This is a genomic window from Amycolatopsis sp. (assembly GCF_025464955.1).
Classification (GTDB): domain Bacteria; phylum Actinomycetota; class Actinomycetes; order Mycobacteriales; family Pseudonocardiaceae; genus Amycolatopsis.
In genome coordinates this window covers 22,555-37,095 of the sequence record NZ_JAODNM010000156.1, presented here as the reverse complement: position 1 = coordinate 37,095, position 14,541 = coordinate 22,555, and the positions used below count along the sequence as shown (strand labels likewise).

The window sequence follows — 14,541 nt, the reverse complement described above, 5'->3', positions numbered from 1 at the left end:
CGCTGTTGTGCTGGCGGGGTGTTCAACGGTCGGTGACTCCCGAGATGGTGATCCACTCGGCGATCGTGGTGTTGACGGTGGCTGCCTTTCCAGGGCCAGCCAGTGGCCGGCGTCGATCGTTTTCTCGGTGAGGTGGTGGCAGTATTCGCGCATCGGACTGGTCAGCTCGGACTGTGCGGTGTCGGCGATGGCGTCGTAGCGGGCTCCGATGAACAGGACGGGCAGGTGGAGGTGGCCGTTGTTGATCGCTGAGTCGCTGTAGGCGCGGTTCGCGGCGTTGTTGAGGTAATGGGCGGTCGGTGCGGTGAAGCCGTTGCGTTCGAATGACTCTCGTAGCGCCTCATAGAGCGTGTCGTCGAGGACGTTTTTGTCGCGGGGTAGGTCGGGGACGATGGGCGCGCCGCCGAACCGGCCTCCGTCGCGTGTCACTGTCGCGGTCACGGCAGGTTTCCCGTAGGCATCAGGGTTGCCGCTGCGGTAGAAGACCCGCATTGTCCGCTCCGGTGCTGAGCCGAAGAACGAGGTGACCTGTTCGGGATGGTGTTCGTAGTAGGTCATGTAGTCGAATTGTGCGTCGGGGTATTCGTCGATGGGATAGACGTCGCGGTTGACGTAGGGGAGTGCTGCTGAGGGTCCGCGTTCGAGCGTGCGGTAGGGGATGCACAGGTTCGCCGGTGGCTGGTTCCACTCCGGCGATCTGTGCCGAGCCGACGCGGACGGCTTCATCTGGGTGGTCGACCGGAAGAAGGACATGATCATCTCTGGTGGCGAGAACATCTACTGCGCCGAGATCGAGGCCGTCATCGACGCGCATCCGAAGGTCGCCGACGTCGCGGTCATCGGCGTGCCGCACGAGCAGTGGGGCCAAACCCCGCTCGCCGTTATCACCGCGCTCGATCCCGCCGACCCACCGACCGAGCGGGACATCATCGAGCACTGCAAAGGGCCTGCTTGCCTCCTGCAAGAAGCCCACCGCGGTCCTGGTCGTCAACGCCATGCCCAGGAACGCGGGCGGCAAGATCCAGAAATACGCGTTACGCGACCGATACGCGGTCACGCCCGCGAACCCGCTTTGGCGCGACGTCACCCGCGTAGCGCCGACGTCCGGGTAGGCGGGTACGGCAAAGCCTCTCACCAGGCGTTCAGCCGATGTCAAGAGCAACCGAGTGGATCTTTGGGCGTGTCTCCGCGCACCGTCGTGAGTTGTGGTAGGTCCGCGAGGAGCTGGTGTGTTCACCACGTCGGTGACGGTGGGGAGTGTCACCGACGTGGTGAACGCCATCTCTGGTTCTGGATCGTTCCCGGTAGGCTTTTAGTTCGCGGTACGCCGCGTTCCCATCCCTTCGAGCACGCAGGAGGACCCCGGTGACCGAACAGGCTGCCGAGGCCAACGGTGTCGCCACCGCGCCCCGACGTCGGGTGCTCGTCGCAGAAGACGAAGCGCTCATCCGGCTGGACCTCGTTGAAATGTTGCGCGAAGAGGGCTATCAGGTGGTCGGCGAAGCCGGCGACGGTGAGGAAGCGATCCAGCTTGCCACCGAACTGAAGCCCGATCTCGTCATCCTTGACGTGAAGATGCCCAAGCTCGACGGCATCGAAGCCGCGTCCAAGATCACCGGCGACCGGATCGCCCCGGTGGTCATCCTGACCGCGTTCAGCCAGCGTGACCTGGTCGAACGCGCTCGCGACGCCGGCACCATGGCATACCTGGTCAAGCCGTTCGCCAAGCGTGACCTGGTACCGGCCATCGAACTGGCAGTCAGCCGGTTCGCCGAGCTGCAGGCCCTGGAGTCCGAGGTCGCGGGCCTCACCGACCGGCTCGAGACCCGCAAGGTCATTGACCGGGCCAAGGGGCTGCTCATGGCCGAGCAGACCCTCAGCGAGCCGGAGGCGTTCCGCTGGATCCAGCGGACGGCGATGGATCGCCGGACCACGATGAAGGCCGTCGCCGAGGCCGTCGTCGACAGCATGGGATAATTCACCCAAAAGGGCAGCCCTCGTTGCCTCTAAGTTCACAGATTACTCACCGTTAACACCCCATTGTTGCAATCCGGCAATGGGGTGTGAAACGTTGGCTAACGAGCGTGACGACCGTCACGATGTGGATACAAGAGCGCAAATAAGACTGGGCAACCCCGCGCGGTGCGGCTACGTTCAGCGACCAGTCAGGTCCCGAGCTGGGACAGGCCGTCACCGGGCGGCCAGTCGGCCTTTGGAGGAACGAGTGTCAAGAGCACGACTCACCAGGATCATCGTGCTGGCAGCGGCCGCATCGGTGGCATTGACGGCATGCGCAGCGCGCGACACGAGCAGCTCCGGCAGCTCGAACTCTCCCTCGGTTGCCGCTCCGTCACAGGCCGCTGACGCGGCGGACCCGAAGGGCGACGGCAAGGCCACTTGCTCCGGCATCACGATCGCCTACGCCGGCACCATCAACGGCGCCAGCGCAGCGCTGGGCCAGAACATTCTGTACGGCGCAGACCTCGCCGTGAAGCAGCACAACACGGCGAACCCTGGTTGCCAGGTCAAGCTGTCGCAGTTCGACACCGAGGGCAAGCCCGACAAGGCGCCCGGCATCGTGACCCAGTTGGTCAACGAAGCCGGCATCATCGGCGTCGTCGGCCTCCCGTTCTCGGGTGAGTCCAAGGCGACCGGCGACCTGTTCGACGGCGCCAGCCTTGTTCACATCACGCCTTCGGCGACCAACCCGGCTCTGACCAGCCACGGCTGGAAGACCTTCTTCCGCGGCATGGGCAACGACGCGGTGCAGGGCCCCGCCGCCGCGAAGTTCATGACCGACAACCTGAAGGCCGCCAAGATCTGCGTCGTCCAGGATGACTCCGACTACGGCACCGGCCTGGCCGCCCAGGTCACGCAGGCGCTCGGCGCCAAGGCGTCCTGCCAGGACAAGGTCAAGACCGGTCAGACGGACTTCTCCGCGGTCGTCAACAAGATGTCCCAAGAGAAGCCGGACGCGATCTTCTACGCCGGTTACTACCCGGAAGCCGCTCCGTTCGCTCAGCAGCTCGACGACAAGGGCGTCACCGCCAAGTTCGTCGGTCCGGACGGCGTGAAGGACGCGGAGTTCATCAAGGGCGCGGGCAACGCGGCCAGCAAGGCCTACTTCACCTGCCCGTGTGTCCCGGAGGACAACTTCAAGGACTTCACCGCGGCCTTCAAGTCGATCGAGGGCAAGGACCCGGGTACGTACTCGCCCGAGGGCTACGACGTCACCACGATCCTGCTCAAGGGGATCGACAAGGGCATCAAGGACCGCGCCGCCCTGCTCGACTTCGTCAAGAACTACGACGGTCAGGGGCTGACCAAGAAGTTCAAGTGGGATGCCAAGGGCGAGCTTTCCGACACTCCTGTGTGGAGCTACAAGGTCGTGAACGGCAAGATCGTCAACAACGGTCAGATCAGCTAGTCAACTTCACCCGCTCCGGCGGGTGACTCGGGCATGCGTGCGGCGGTGGACCACCCCCGCGCGCATGCCCGAGCCGTACCTGGAGAACGAGTAAACCCGTGCATCCCACGCTGACTCCTTTTCTCGCCCAATCCGACCAGTGGATTCATTTCGACGTCGGTGGGTTCCTCGACCAGTTCTGGAACAACACGGTCGCCGGACTTACCCAGGGCGGGATCTACGCGCTCATCGCGCTCGGATACACCCTGGTCTACGGCGTCCTGAAGCTCATCAACTTCGCCCACTCCGAAGTCTTCGTCGTAGGAGCGTTCGCGGTCTGGCTCACCTTCTACGGCTTGGGTTTCCGGGCCGGCGGTACCCCTGAGCTCGGCGCCTTCCAGATCATCCTCTACCTCGGTATCGCGTTGATCGCCGCGGCGGTGACTTCCGGTACCACGGCCGTGGCCCTGGAACGGATCGCCTACCGGCCGCTGCGCAAGCGCAACGCGCCGAAGCTGGCCTTCCTCATCACGGCCATCGGTGCCTCCTTCGCCATCCAGTACATCCTGCGGATCGACCAGTTCTTCGGGCTCAACCAGCGCCCGCAGATCCGCCTACTGGACCCGCACGTGATGTTCAGCGTGTTCGGCGCCGACGTCACCAACATCGATGTGATCATCGTGGTCGCCTCGATCCTGTTGTGGTTCGTCGCCGACTACTTCATCAACCGCACCCGGCTCGGCCGCGGCGTCCGCGCCGTGGCGCAGGACCCGGACACGGCGAGCCTGATGGGCGTCAACAAGGAACGGGTCATTGTGGTGACCTTCCTTGTCGGCGGCTTGCTCGCCGGCGCGGCCGCACTGTTCTACATGATGAAGATCCCCCAGGGCGCCATCTTCAACGGCGGTTTCCTCCTCGGCATCAAGGCGTTCGCTGCGGCGGTACTCGGCGGGATCGGCAACCTGCGTGGCGCGCTCGTCGGCGGGCTGTTGCTCGGCGTGATCGAGAACTACGGCCAGTCGCTCTTCGGCGGCGAGTGGAAGGACGTCGTCGCCTTCGTCGTGCTGGTGCTGGTGCTGATGCTCCGGCCGACCGGGCTCTTGGGCGAGTCCCTGGGAAAGGCGCGGGTATGAGTATCAAAGAATCCTCCGCGCGGCCGTCCATCCGTGAGCGGTGGAACAACCTGAGCCGCCCCGCCCAGTGGGCGATCCTGGTCCCGTTCGTGCTCGTGGTCATCGCCCTGCCGTGGCTGCACCCCCCGCTGCTGTCCACCACGGGGACCGACTTCCCGAACGCGATGTTCGAGGTCGCCCGGTACGCGCTCGTGGCGGTCGGCCTCAACGTGGTCGTCGGCCAAGCGGGCTTGCTGGACCTCGGTTACGTGGGGTTCTTCGCGGTGGGCGCTTACGTTTCGGCGCTGTTCACCAGCCCTGATTCGACGTTGACCAAGATCCCGTACTTGTGGACGCTGCCGCTGGCCATGGTGATCACCATGATCTTCGGCGTCATCCTCGGGACGCCGACACTGCGGCTCCGCGGGGACTACCTCGCGATCGTGACGCTCGGCTTCGGCGAGATCATCCGCCTGATCGCCGACAACGTCGGGCCGCTGAAAGGCCAGATCGGTTTCACCTCGGTGGGAAAGAACTCCGCGGGCAAAGCGATCCTGCCGAACGCCAGCTGGTGGTACGTGCTGACGGTGGTGATCATCGTCATCATCCTGCTGTTCGTCGGAAACCTCGAGCGCAGCCGCGTCGGTCGTGCGTGGGTCGCCATCCGCGAGGACGAGGACGCCGCCGAGATCATGGGCGTGGCCACCTACCGGTTCAAGATCTGGGCGTTTGTCATCGGTGCCGCCATCGGCGGGCTGTCCGGTGCGTTGTTCGCCGGCAAGCAGGGCTTCGTGAACACGCAGTCGTTCGACATCGTGACGTCGATGCTGTTCCTCGCCGCGGTGGTACTTGGTGGCGCGGGAAACAAGGTTGGCGTCCTGCTGGGCGCGGTCGTGGTGGCTTACCTCCCGCTACGGTTCGTGGGATTGCAGAAGTACAACTACGTCATCTTCGGTGTCGCGCTGATCGTCCTGATGATCTTTCGCCCCCAGGGCCTGCTCGGCGCTCGCCAACGCTTGTTGGCGAACGGCAGACAGGCCTACCGGCGGCTGCTCGGCAAAGGCGAGCAGATCAGCGGTGACAGTGCGCTCACCCCGGAACCGAATGCAGAGGGCAAGGCATGACGCAGCCTCAAGGCGCGGCCGGAGCACCGATCGAAGGCGGCCTGGTGGCCGAAGTCGAGCAGATGAGCGCTCAGGAACGCGAGGCACACTTCGCCGAGGTCGCCGACGTGGTCGCCGCTGACCGGACGATGACCGTCGACGTCGGGCAGACCCTGCTCGAGCTGCGGGACCTGACCGTGAAGTTCGGCGGGCTCGTCGCGCTGGACGAGATCTCCTTCGAGATTCGCCGGGGGGAGATCCTCGGGCTGATCGGGCCGAACGGCGCCGGCAAGACCACCTGCTTCAACGCCATGACCGGGGTCTACCGGCCGACGTCGGGGCAGGTATTGCTGGAGGGCAAGCCGCTCGGCAAAGCCGTGCGGCACAAGATCACCCAGCTCGGCATCGCGCGGACCTTCCAGAACATCCGGCTGTTCTCGGAGATGACGGCGCTCGAGAACGTTGTCGTCGGCGCGGACGCGCGAGCCAAGACCAGCGTCGTGGGTGCACTGCTCCGGTTGCCGCGGCACCATCGCGAAGAGCGCGAAGCGGTTGATCGCGCGATGGCGTTGCTGGAGTTCGTCGGGATCGCCGACCGCGCCGCGGACAAGGCGAAGAACCTGCCGTACGGCTACCAGCGGCGTCTGGAGATCGCGCGGGCGCTGGCCACCGAGCCGAAGCTGTTGTGTCTCGACGAACCGGCCGCCGGCTTCAACCCCGCGGAAAAAGAAGAGCTGATGGGGTTGATCCGCACGATCCGCGACGACGGCTACACCGTCCTGCTGATCGAACACGACATGAAACTCGTGATGGGCGTGACCGACCGGATCGTGGTGCTGGAGTTCGGCAAGAAGATCGCCGAAGGACAGCCGGCCGAGATCAGGGAGAACCCCGCTGTGATCGCCGCCTACCTGGGAGTTCCTGACGATGACGTTGCTTGAGCTCTCCGACGTGTCCGTCCACTACGGACGCATCCAGGCCGTGTCCGGGCTGACCATCAAGGTCGAAGAGGGCGAGATCGTCACCCTGATCGGGGCCAACGGCGCCGGCAAGTCGACGACCATGCGTGCCATCTCCGGGATCCGGCCGCTTTCGAGCGGCTCGATCTCCTTCGCCGGCGAGGACATCTCCAAGCTGCGCGCTGATCTCCGCGTGGTGCGCGGGATTTCCCAGGCACCGGAAGGCCGGGGGATCTTTCCGGGCATGACGGTGATGGAAAACCTGGACATGGGCGCGTACGCCCGTAAGGACCGCAAGAACCTCGGCCCCGATTTCGACCGGGTATTCGAGCTGTTCCCGCGGCTGGCTGAGCGCAAGTCGCAGTTCGGCGGCACGATGTCCGGTGGTGAGCAGCAGATGCTCGCGATCGGCCGCGCGCTGATGGCGAAGCCGAAGCTGCTGCTGCTCGACGAGCCGTCGATGGGCCTCGCGCCGCAGTTCATCCAGCAGATCTTCCGGATCATCACCGAGATCAACAAGCAGGGCACCACGGTGCTGCTGGTCGAGCAGAACGCGCAGCAGGCGCTGTCGCGGGCGCACCGCGCATACGTACTGGAGACCGGGCGCATCACGAAGTCCGGGACGGGCAAGGAACTGTTGTCCGACGCCAGTATCAAGGAGGCGTACCTCGGGGTCGGCTAGTCACGACCCGGTGGTTGTACCGGACCCCGCCTGCGCGGTTTGCTTGTCGCAGGCGGGGTCCGCTCTGTGCGCGCCCAGCGGAAACCGGAAGCGCACCTGCAGTCTTCGCGGGAGATCAGGGAACCGCCGATCGTGATCACGTGGGAGCGAAGATCAAACCTTCCTCAAGTCTCTGGCGTTCATGTCGAGGCCAGGTGGACACTGGGTAACGAGGGCTCGTAGCGGCGTCAGGAGACGCCGCCGACGTGATCGTGGGAGGTAAAGATCATGATCGTCATCAGCGTGATTCTCATGTTCGCCGTGGCTCTGATCGTCCGCGCAGCAACGGCACGCGGAAAGACCGGTCGCGGCCCGACCCCGTCCGGCATTCGTCGCGGAAGTACGACCCGTGGTGACATCGTGCCCGGCTTCGACGGCGGTGGTGACCACCACCACGGCCACCACGGCGGCTTCGGGGGTCACCATGGCGGGCACCATGATGGCGGGCACCATGGTGGGTTCGGGGACCACGGCGGCGGCTTCAGCGGCGGTCACCACTAGCACTCCGGCTCGTAGACGGGTTTTTTGCGGCGCCACAGCAGCCGCACCCGTCACGCCGGCCACATCGCTCACGCGCCTGGCGGCTTGTCCCTGACTATGCAGGTGAGCCGGGCGGTGCAGGTGCGGCGGCCCTGGTCGTCGGTGAGCGTGACGTCCACGGTGATCGTCCCGCGCCCGACGTGCAGCGGGGTGGCGACGCCGGTGACCAGTCCGGAGCGGACAGCGCGGTGGTGCGTGCAGGACAGTTCGAGCCCCATCGTCGCCTTGTCAGGGCCGGCGTTCAGAGCCGCCACCGTGGAGCCGAGTGCCTCGGCGAGTACGGCGTTCGCTCCGCCGTGGAGCAGACCGTAGGGCTGGAGGTTGCCCTCCACCGGCATGGTGCCGACCACGCGTTCGGCGGTGGCTTCCAGGAGCTTCATCCCGACCTTGTCGTTCAGCTGCTGAGCAGCCACGACGGGATCCTTGGTGATGTACTCGCGGAGGTCCGCCTCGGACACCTGTTCGGTCAACACTGACTCCTTCTCAGATGCGACACGCAAGAGTGTCGGTGCTTCACCCTAGACTCGCTGCCGTGAGTGCTGCAGAGAACACATCAGTTGTCAACGACACACCCGGGACGGGTACGGCCGACCGGCCGCGCCTGCTGCTGATCGACGGCCACTCGATGGCCTACCGGGCCTTCTTCGCCGTGCCCGCCGATCGGTTCCGCACGTCGACCGGCCAGGTCACGAACGCGGTCTTCGGGTTCACCTCGATGCTGATCAACCTGCTGCGCGACGAGGTGCCCACCCATCTCGCGGTGGCGTTCGACCTGTCCCGCAAGACGTTCCGGTCTGAGGCATTCGCCGGGTACAAGGCGACCAGGTCGGCCACGCCGGATGATTTCAAGGGCCAGGTCGCGCTGATCCAGGACATCCTGGCGGTACTGGGCATCCCGGTGCTGACCAAGGAGAACTTCGAGGCCGACGACGTCATCGCCACGTTGACCACGCAGGCCGCCGCGGACGACTACGACGTGCTGATCTGTACCGGCGACCGCGACGCACTGCAGCTGGTCACCGAGCGGGTCACCGTCCTCTACCCGAAGACGGGCGTCTCCGTGCTCACCCGGTTCACCCCGGAAGCGGTCGAGGAGAAGTACGGCCTCACCCCGACGCAATACCCCGACTTCGCGGCGCTGCGCGGCGACCCGTCGGACAACCTGCCCGGCATCCCCGGGGTGGGGGAGAAGACCGCGGCCAAATGGATCAAGCAGTTCGGTTCGCTCGGCGAGCTGATCGACCGGATCGACGAGGTCAAGGGCAAGGTCGGCGACTCACTGCGGGCGAACCTCGACGCCGTGATGCTGAACAGGCACCTCACCGAACTCATCCGCGACGTCGAGCTGGAGCTGCGGCCGGACGCGCTGGAGCTGCGTCCATGGGACCGCGACGCGGTACACCGCCTGTTCGACGAGCTGGAGTTCCGCGTCCTGCGTGACCGCCTGTTCGCGACGCTGTCGAGCGCCGAGCCGGAGGCCGAAGAGGGCTTCGACGTCAGCGGCTCCGCGGTGCCGGTCGGCACCCTCGGCGCGTGGCTCACCGCGCATGCCTCCGGTGGCGAGCCGGTCGGGCTTTCGTTCCGCACCACCGGCGCGTCGGTTTCCGCCGACGTCGTCGGCTTCGCTTTCGCCACCGCGGACGGCGAGGGCGCGTACCTCGACGTGTCCACAATGGACGAGTCGGACGATCGCGCGTTGGCCGCGTGGCTGGCCGACGCGAGTCTGCCCAAGGTCGGCCACTCGATGAAGGTAGCGCTGCACGCGCTGCTGGCGCGCGGCTGGGCGCTTGCCGGGCTCGCGATGGACACCGCGCTCGCGGCGTACCTGGTGCGGCCGGGGCAGCGCTCGTTCGAGCTCGACGACCTCGTCCTGCGGTACCTGCAGCGTGAGCTGCGCTCCGAGGCCGACGGCGGCGACGGGCAGCTATCCCTGCTCGACGGTGGCAGCGCGGAGGACGCCGATGAGCAGGCCCTGCAAGCCGAACTGGTCAAGGCCAGGGCCATCGCCGAGCTCGCCGGCGCGTTGCGCACCGAGCTGGAAGGCATCGGCGCCGTCCAGCTGCTCGGCGAGATCGAGCTGCCGCTGCTCGAGGTCATCACCGAGCTGGAGGCCGCCGGGATCGCGGTCGACGTCGAGCAGCTGACCGAGCTGGAGGAGCACTACGCCGTCCGCGTCCGGCAGGCGGCAGACCTGGCGTACGAGGTCATCGGCAAGCAGATCAACCTCGGCTCGCCCAAGCAGCTGCAGGTCGTGCTGTTCGACGAGCTCGACATGCCGAAGACCAAGCGCACCAAGACCGGCTACACCACCGACGCCGAGGCGCTGCAAGGGCTGTTCGAGAAGACCGAGCACCCCTTCCTGGCCCACCTGCTCGAACACCGGGACGCGACGCGGCTGCGGGTCACCGTCGAAGGCCTGATCAAGTCACTGGCCGACGATTCGCGGATCCACACCACGCTGCAGCAGACCATCGCCGCCACCGGACGGCTGTCCTCGGTCGACCCGAACCTGCAGAACATCCCGGTCCGCACCGAGGAAGGCCGCCGCATCCGCGACGCGTTCGTCGTCGGCAGCGGCTACTCCGAGCTGATGACCGCGGACTACAGCCAGATCGAGATGCGGATCATGGCGCACCTGTCCGGCGACGAGGGCCTCATCGAGGCCTTCAACACCGGTGAGGACCTGCACACCTTCGTCGCGTCGAAGGCGTTCTCGCTTCCACCCGAAGAGGTGACGCCCGAGCTGCGATACCGGGTCAAGGCCATGTCGTACGGGCTGGCATACGGCTTGTCCGCGTACGGGCTCGCCCAGCAGCTCAAGATCTCCAACGAAGAGGCCAAAGAGCAGATGGAGGCCTACTTCGCCCGGTTCGGTGGAGTACGCGACTACCTGCAGACCGTCGTCGTCGACGCGGCGAAGGTCGGCTACACCGAGACCATCTTCGGCCGCCGTCGCTACCTGCCCGACCTCAACAGCGACAACCGGCAGCGCCGCGAGATGGCCGAGCGCATGGCCCTCAACGCTCCGATCCAGGGCAGCGCGGCCGACATCATCAAGGTCGCCATGCTCAATGTCCACCAGGCGCTGGCCGAGGCGAAGCTCCGCAGCCGCGTCATCCTGCAGGTCCACGACGAGCTCGTGCTCGAGGTCGCCGAGGGCGAGCACGCCCAGGCCGAGGCCCTGGTCCGCCAGGAGATGGGCTCGGCATACAAGCTCGCCGTCCCGCTAGAAGTCTCCGTCGGCTTCGGCCACTCCTGGAACCAGGCCGCCCACTAGCGCCAAGTGCAATACACGCGCACTCGAGCGCGGTTCCCGGACACCTGTGTGCAGTCGGTGTCCGGGAACCGCGCTTAGGCGGTCGTGGGCTACCCGCGGGCGATCATGAAGTGCACGCGGGTCAGGGGGTGGCCCAGCCGTCGAGCACGGCGTCGATGGTCGCGCGGATCTGCGCGCGGGCGTCGGAACGGGCGACGCCAGCCATGAGCAGGGTGTCGTAAGGCGTATCGAGGTGGCGGACCGAAGCGACCACGGCGGCGCGGACGGCCTTCGCGTCGAGAGCGCGGCCCGCGGCGGAGCGGCCCACGCGGCCGCTGCCTCGTTGCGCCGCGTGCGTGGCGATTTCCATTGCCCGCTCGGCCGGGCAACCGGGAAACGCGAGCCGGATCTCTCCGGCCATCTCCGCCTGGAAGTCGATGTCCCCCGCGGCCCGGCGCTCGGCGTCGCGGGCACGGCGAAGCGCGCGGATGTCTTCGTCGGCGAGGTTCTTCTCTTCGGCCCGTTCCAGTGCCTCTTGCTCGACGAGGATGCCGATGCGCTGGTAGTGCTTCCGCCGCCGGTTGAACTCCATCACCAGAACGGCGAGCGTGCTCTCGGCCTTCGCCCGTCGCGAAAGCGTCGCGTTGCCCGCGGGCAGGAACACGAGGTGGCCGAAGTCCGCGCAGTCCATGCACAGCGGCGCGTCGTCCTCCATCAGCAGGAAGTCTTCGGCCTCGTAGTGACGACCGCAGGTCCCGCAGTCCCAGGCCTTCGTCGGTGTGATGACGGCCAGGTCGGGTACCTTGCTCTGGCGGGCATCGATCTGTTCGCGCTTCTTTTCGGAGAGGCCAGGCGCCACCAGATGCGTTCGGAAAACCAGCTCAAGGGTGGGTTCGCCGCTTTCGGTGAACTGCAACGGTCGCCTGTCCCGCGTCGCGGCGGCGTAGGGCACCTCGCTGCGCTCAAGTCCTTGCTCCTGAGCCCACTGCGCCAAGTAGACCAAGGCGCCGGCGACCTTGTCCTCACCGACGGCGATGCCGTTGAGATAGGGCGCCCGGCCCGCACGCCAGAAGTCGATGTTCGACGACGAGAGCCAGCCCAGCGCCACGATCACGTCGATCGGGGCGACGTACTTCTGCTTGGCCAGCTGGCTTTCCGCCGCCGCGATCACCTTGCGCTGAAGTTTCGGCCGCTGGTCGGGGAGCGCCTGATCGTCACCGTTACGCATAAGACCGTCCACCCTAGTGGCGCTTAGGCTGGCCCCGTCGCAAGCACCGACTTCCCACTTTTGCACTTTTGTGGGGTCTCTTAGTTTCTAAGAGACCGCAAGTCGCCGTCGAGTTGCGGTGGTGGTGGGGGCTGGGGGCTGGTGCCGAATCCGGCCGGATTCGGTAATAACGACTGAAGTCGTGCCGAGGTGTCAGTAAGGTCGAACCGTGGCCTTGGACATCGATACCTACCTCAAGTTCTCCCGCCTCTCCGGCCTGCTGGTGGCCCCCGACGGGAGGCTGGTGGTCCAGTCGGCCCGCCCGGATCCGGCGGGCACCGCGTTCGTCACCGAAGTCGTCGGGCTCGATCCCGCCGGTGGGGGCGCGCCGCGTCCGCTCGCCGGCCCGCGATCGGGGCTCGCGGCGGCGGGTTTCGAGCCGGACGGCTCGCTGCTGCTGGTCGACAAGCGGCCCGACCCCGCCGCTGCCCCGAGCGAAGGAGCGGCAGACGACGAGACGGCCGCGCTGTGGCGGCTGCCGGTCGGCGGCGGTGAAGCACGCTACGTCACGGGAACCCCGGCCGGGGTGTCGGCCGTGCGGGTCGCGCGGGACGCCGGGACGACCGTCGTGATCAGCGGCGTCTTCCCCAGCGAGGACACGCTCGCCGAGGATGGGGACAAGGCGAAGGCACGAAAGAAGGCCGGCACCTCCGCGCTGCTGTTCGAGGGATACCCGTTCCGTTTCTGGGACACCCCGCTGGCGCCGCGCGCGCCGCGGTTGTTCGTCGTCGAGGCGGACGGTTCGTTGCGTGACCTCACCGGGAACGTCGGCAACGCGATCGACCCCGAGGCGAGCTTCGACATCACCCCGGACGGCCGGACCGTCCTGATGACCTGGACGGTGCCGACCGGGCAGGCGGAGTCGGACCGCACGCTGGTCGCCATCGACGTCGAAACCGGGGAGCGCCGGACCCTCCTGCACGACCCGGCAATCGCCGAAGGCACGGTCGTCTGCAGCCCCGACGGCCGGTACGCCGCGCTGACCCGCATGAAGCTGCACACAACCGAGCGGCCATGGGACGACCAGCTGTGGCTGGTGTCCCTGGCCGACGGCGCGGTCCGTCAGGTCGCGGCGGGCTTCGAGCACTTCCCCGAGGGCCCGGTGTGGACCCCCGACAGCCGGTCGCTGCTGTTCGCCGCGGACGAAGCGGGCCGAAAGCCGCTGTGGCGCGTCGACATCGACATCGACGGTGCCGCCCCAGTCCGGCTCTCCGCCGACGGCGCGTTCACCGACATCCGGGTCGCGCCCGACGGCTCGGCGGTCTACGCCCTGCGCTCATCGTGGGCGCGGCCGCCCGAGGTGGTCGCACTCGACCCGCACCTGGCCGACCAGCAACCCACCGTGCGGTACGCGGGCGACGCGCCCGAAGCGCTGCCCGGCAAGATGGAGGAAGTCCACACCACAGCCGAAGACGGCACCGCGTTGCGGGCCTGGCTGATCACCCCCGCGCAGGGCGAAGGGCCGTTCCCGCTGCTGGTAGTGGTCCACGGTGGTCCCGTGCACTCGTGGAACATGTGGTCGTGGCGCTGGCAGCCGCAGTTGTTCGCCGCACGCGGTTACGCCGTGCTCCTGCCGGATCCAGCGCTGTCCACCGGGTACGGACGGCACATGCTCGAGCGCGGCTGGCAGGAGTGGGGCGGCCGCCCGTACACCGACGTCCTCGCGCTGACCGACGCCGCGCTCGAACGGCCGGACCTGGACGCCGAGCGCACCGCGGTCGCCGGCGGTTCCTACGGCGGCTACCTGACGAACTGGATCATCGGCCACACCGACCGGTTCCGCTGCGCCATCTCGCACGCGAGCCTGTGGGACCTGAGCTCGTTCCGGCCGGCCACCGACGACCTCGTCGGCTGGGAGCGCTGGTACGGCGACCCGCGCAAGGATCCCGAGTTCTACCGGAAGTGGTCGCCGTCGACGTATGTCGACGACATCACCACGCCGACACTGGTGATCCACGGCGAGCGCGACTACCGCTGCCCGGTGGGCGAGGGCCTCGCGCTCTACAGCGAACTGCAGCGGCGAGACGTCAGCAGCGCGATGCTGTACCTGCCGGATGAGGGCCACTGGGTGCTCAAGCCCGGCAACGTCAAGCTCTGGTACCAGAGCGCGTTCGCCTGGCTCGACCACCACGTGCTCGACCAGCCGTGGGAACGCCCCGAGCTCGCCTAGCGACCGC

The 14,541-nt window shown here is 67.0% G+C and carries 11 protein-coding genes and 1 pseudogene; 10 read left to right on the top strand and 2 right to left on the bottom strand.

The genetic code is table 11. From position 1 onward, the window contains the following. Positions 1-658: 658 nt before the first annotated feature. From JWQ81_RS39710 to JWQ81_RS39675, 8 genes and pseudogenes are all read left to right on the top strand, one after another. Positions 659-883: pseudogene (locus JWQ81_RS39710) on the top strand (long-chain fatty acid--CoA ligase); the annotation flags it as partial. 482 nt (positions 884-1,365) lie between these two features. Beyond that, a complete protein-coding gene (locus JWQ81_RS39705; protein ID WP_297550060.1) occupies positions 1,366-1,977 on the top strand; it encodes a response regulator in 612 nt (203 codons plus the stop codon). Positions 1,978-2,254: 277 nt separating this feature from the next. Continuing rightward, entirely contained in the window at positions 2,255-3,427 is a 1,173-nt protein-coding gene (locus JWQ81_RS39700) for a branched-chain amino acid ABC transporter substrate-binding protein (RefSeq protein ID WP_297550102.1), read from the top strand. A gap of 98 nt (positions 3,428-3,525) precedes the next feature. Beyond that, positions 3,526-4,539 (top strand): branched-chain amino acid ABC transporter permease, encoded by a 1,014-nt coding sequence (locus JWQ81_RS39695; protein WP_297550058.1) that lies wholly within the window; start codon positions 3,526-3,528, stop codon positions 4,537-4,539. Further along, complete coding sequence (locus tag JWQ81_RS39690) at positions 4,536-5,642, top strand: branched-chain amino acid ABC transporter permease (protein ID WP_297550056.1); 1,107 nt, start codon at positions 4,536-4,538, stop codon at positions 5,640-5,642. The genes JWQ81_RS39695 and JWQ81_RS39690 overlap by 4 nt, the downstream gene beginning before the upstream one ends. Then, positions 5,639-6,562, top strand: coding sequence for an ABC transporter ATP-binding protein (locus tag JWQ81_RS39685; RefSeq protein ID WP_297550054.1), 924 nt, complete (start codon positions 5,639-5,641; stop codon positions 6,560-6,562). Before JWQ81_RS39690 ends, JWQ81_RS39685 begins: the two co-directional genes overlap by 4 nt. Continuing rightward, entirely contained in the window at positions 6,549-7,262 is a 714-nt protein-coding gene (locus JWQ81_RS39680; RefSeq protein WP_297550052.1) for an ABC transporter ATP-binding protein, read from the top strand. Before JWQ81_RS39685 ends, JWQ81_RS39680 begins: the two co-directional genes overlap by 14 nt. Before the next feature lie 267 nt (positions 7,263-7,529). Next, entirely contained in the window at positions 7,530-7,802 is a 273-nt protein-coding gene (locus JWQ81_RS39675; RefSeq protein ID WP_297550050.1) for a hypothetical protein, read from the top strand. A 68-nt stretch (positions 7,803-7,870) separates the two neighbouring features. Here JWQ81_RS39675 and JWQ81_RS39670 read toward each other — a convergent pair whose 3' ends face one another. Next, positions 7,871-8,299 carry a hotdog fold thioesterase gene (locus JWQ81_RS39670; RefSeq protein ID WP_297550100.1) on the bottom strand — a complete coding sequence of 143 codons (429 nt, stop codon included), beginning with the start codon at positions 8,297-8,299 and terminating at the stop codon, positions 7,871-7,873. Between the two features lie 74 nt (positions 8,300-8,373). Here JWQ81_RS39670 and polA point away from each other — a divergent pair, with 74 nt between their 5' ends. Then, positions 8,374-11,118 (top strand): DNA polymerase I, encoded by a 2,745-nt coding sequence (polA, locus tag JWQ81_RS39665; RefSeq protein WP_297550048.1) that lies wholly within the window; start codon positions 8,374-8,376, stop codon positions 11,116-11,118. 121 nt (positions 11,119-11,239) lie between these two features. On the opposite strand, the gene JWQ81_RS39660 is transcribed toward polA, so the two are convergent. Further along, complete coding sequence (locus tag JWQ81_RS39660; protein WP_297550046.1) at positions 11,240-12,325, bottom strand: DUF2293 domain-containing protein; 1,086 nt, start codon at positions 12,323-12,325, stop codon at positions 11,240-11,242. Between the two features lie 208 nt (positions 12,326-12,533). Between JWQ81_RS39660 and JWQ81_RS39655 the strand changes: the two genes are divergently transcribed. Beyond that, positions 12,534-14,534: a S9 family peptidase gene (locus JWQ81_RS39655; RefSeq protein ID WP_297550044.1), complete on the top strand. Its 2,001-nt coding sequence runs from the start codon at positions 12,534-12,536 to the stop codon at positions 14,532-14,534. Positions 14,535-14,541 lie beyond the last annotated feature (7 nt).

What these genes read in the sequence shown, in the direction of transcription:
- JWQ81_RS39690 (WP_297550056.1), top strand. Translation starts at nt 4,536, where the DNA reads ATGAGTATCAAAGAATCCTCCGCGCGGCCGTCCATCCGTGAGCGGTGG.
- JWQ81_RS39680 (WP_297550052.1), top strand. Translation starts at nt 6,549, where the DNA reads ATGACGTTGCTTGAGCTCTCCGACGTGTCCGTCCACTACGGACGCATC.
- JWQ81_RS39660 (WP_297550046.1), bottom strand. Translation starts at nt 12,325, where the DNA reads ATGCGTAACGGTGACGATCAGGCGCTCCCCGACCAGCGGCCGAAACTT.
- JWQ81_RS39685 (WP_297550054.1), top strand. Translation starts at nt 5,639, where the DNA reads ATGACGCAGCCTCAAGGCGCGGCCGGAGCACCGATCGAAGGCGGCCTG.
- JWQ81_RS39675 (WP_297550050.1), top strand. Translation starts at nt 7,530, where the DNA reads ATGATCGTCATCAGCGTGATTCTCATGTTCGCCGTGGCTCTGATCGTC.